Genomic DNA, 2,784 nt, shown 5'->3' on the forward strand with positions numbered 1-2,784 from the left:
CTCAGTTACTTATGCCAACGGCCAGCATAATGATCATGTCCTAGAACAAGACCTGCAGACTAGCCAGCTTCTTGTGAATTCAGCAGGAGTTAGTTCAACACAGCGGCAGTGGCTTTATAGCATCGTTAATGATGCAGTCACAGCAGCAAATGCCAATGATTTATATGCTTCGATTATGCTTGCACAGGCAACTTTGGAAACTGGGTGGGGTGGCAGCATGTTAGCCTTATTCAATAATAATTTATTTGGTATTAAGGAAAATGGCTCTCCATATGCCAGTGGGAGCGTGACTTATAAGACGGGTGAATATATTGATGGCACAATATCTAACGTTGACGGAACATTCAATACTTATGAATCTATAGAGGATTGTTTCCTTGATTATGTCCGTATGTTGATGAACAATACTTATTACGCGAATGTATTTCGTTCTAAGGCATCTAACTATATTGAAGCTGCCCATAATATTCAGAACGATGGTTATGCTACGGATCCTGACTATGCAACAAAAATTATTAATATTATTCAAAGGAATAATTTAAATTTTCTCGATGGCGATTGACCCCCCTGCTTATGACTTTATGTTGGACCACTTATTTGAGATAATTAATAGAGACAGTCACAACCGCCTAATTGACGGGTATCATTTTTCACAGAAAGAAGTGTGCCATGTTTAAAAGAACAAGCGGAAAAATTATTATTTCGATTCTGGCTGTTGTTATCCTGGTCATAGCGGGATTCCTTCTGACCAGGTCTCTAACCATGACGTCCAATCAGGATCAGCAAAAGCAGGTCGGGATGTCTTCTTCGAAAAGCAGCCAATCTCAAACACAATCATCAAGCAGCTCATCTTCTGCCAGCAGTTCGACTGCAAGCACGTCTGCATCATCTCAGGCACAACAAGCCCAATGGCAGTCATTGGATCTTGTCCACCAAATCGCTATTTTGATTCAAGCGGCCTTTCCCAACCAAAACGCTAAACCTAACAATCAATTTGATTTTGCAAGCAATTATTGGGATATGACGGGGTCGATCAACAATGGCGAAATTCATCGTTATGTCCCGAATGCTGACAGCTTTGCGGGCATTTCCGATATTTTATCAGCGAAAATCCGTATCGTCAATAATCAAATTCAGGTGACCAGGCCGATTACGGCGCCTTTCTCTGTCTCGATTGATCAGGCCATGCGTAATTATTATCAGCAGAACGATGCCATCAGCTATACAAACAACCTCTCTGCCCGCGTCGTAACACCAGCCAGATTGGCGGAACTTCAAAGGAAATGATTAACCTCTGATGTTTATTAGCCCTGTTTAGCCATTTTTTGCTATTATAGACAAGGATTTGGCATGATATTTTATTTTCAAATGCCAGTTAGGACAATTTGATGAAAAAATGGATAATTGGATTATGTTCGCTGCTGCTGGCCGCTGTGTTAGTCGTCGTTGGTATCGGCGGTTATGCTTTGTGGCGGACTAACGGTGCCATTCAAAAGATGCAGCAGCCGACTAAGACGATTAAAAAAGCCGACCGGGTAGATACGCTCACCAAAAACAGCAAGCCGATCGCCATTCTGTTATTGGGCACCGATACCGGCGCTTTGGATCGGAACTATAAAGGCCGCACCGATTCCATGATGGTGGCTGTGATCAATCCGAAAAAACAGCAGACCTTACTGATGAGCCTGCAGCGCGATACGCCGATTTATGTCAATGGCCAGATGGTCAAACTCAATGCGGCCTATGCCTATGGGTCGGCTGATTCCTCGATTCAGCAGGTAGAGAAACTCACCGGCATCAAATTAAATGGTTATGCTTTGATCAACATGGGCGGCCTAGAGTCCATCGTGAATTCTCTGGGCGGCGTGTCTGTAACCTCGAATCTGACCTTTACCGAATTCGGCCATTCCTTTATTAATGGCACCACCTACAATATGCAAGGTGATCAGCTGTTAGCTTATGTGCGTGAACGCCATTTTGATCTGCCTAACGGCGACTACGGCCGCCAGATGCGTCAGCAGCAGGTGATCAAGGCCATCTTAGCTAAAGCCGTTTCTAATCCGACAACCATTTTCAATCAGCGTTTTTTCAATACTGTCTCAGCTAATGTCCTGACGGATATGTCCTTTGGCGGCTTTAAGAACCTGGCTTTGAATTACCGCCATGCGCTCAACAATATTCAATCTGATCAGATGCGCGGGACTGGTGCTATGATCAATGGCCAATCCATGCAGCTGATGAGCCAGGCTGAAAAAGACCGTGTTCATAATGAATTGGAGAGTGCTTTGCAATGACAGATCTGCTGCCTGAATATGACGAATTAAAACGAATTGCTGATGGTCAACTGGATAGCGCCTATATTCCCTATAGCCACTTTCCTGTTGGTGCGGCTCTGCTGACCAGTGACGGACAGATTTTTGCCGGATGCAATATTGAAAATGTCGCCTTCGGATCGACGATGTGTGCTGAACGAACTGCGATTTTTTCAGCAGTTTCAGCCGGACATCGGCAATTCAAAGCTTTAGTCGTATCAGGCAGGACTGATGGGGCGATTGCGCCTTGTGGTGCTTGCCGCCAGGTAATGGTAGAGTGGTTTGACAAGACAATGCCGATTTTTTTGACAAACACGGAAGGGAAAGTTGTTAAGACTGACCTGGAACATTTGCTGCCGTCATCCTTCGATGATTTGAAATAAAACAAAATAAGTTATTTTGAGAGAATCTGTCAAAAGATTCTCTTTTTTTCTTTTTCCCCTTGACTTGAAGTGGACTTTAAGGTGTTTAC

4 protein-coding genes are annotated in these 2,784 nt (G+C 43.9%); all 4 read left to right on the forward strand.

The features are described 5' to 3' along the window. Positions 1-562 (forward strand): glycoside hydrolase family 73 protein (locus ABF487_RS06805; RefSeq protein ID WP_415634886.1); only part of this gene is annotated, 562 nt, incomplete at its 5' end. Positions 563-669: 107 nt separating this feature from the next. After that, the gene (locus tag ABF487_RS06810; RefSeq protein ID WP_415634887.1) at positions 670-1,287 is read left to right on the forward strand and encodes an RNA polymerase; all 618 of its coding nucleotides are present in this window, start codon (positions 670-672) and stop codon (positions 1,285-1,287) included. 101 nt (positions 1,288-1,388) lie between these two features. After that, positions 1,389-2,294 (forward strand): LCP family protein, encoded by a 906-nt coding sequence (locus tag ABF487_RS06815; protein WP_415634888.1) that lies wholly within the window; start codon positions 1,389-1,391, stop codon positions 2,292-2,294. Next, the gene (locus ABF487_RS06820; RefSeq protein ID WP_415634889.1) at positions 2,291-2,695 is read left to right on the forward strand and encodes a cytidine deaminase; all 405 of its coding nucleotides are present in this window, start codon (positions 2,291-2,293) and stop codon (positions 2,693-2,695) included. The genes ABF487_RS06815 and ABF487_RS06820 overlap by 4 nt, the downstream gene beginning before the upstream one ends. Positions 2,696-2,784: the final 89 nt, after the last annotated feature.

The sequence above is a fragment of the Oenococcus sp. genome, assembly GCF_047725585.1.
Classification (GTDB): Bacteria; Bacillota; Bacilli; order Lactobacillales; family Lactobacillaceae; genus Oenococcus; species Oenococcus kitaharae_A.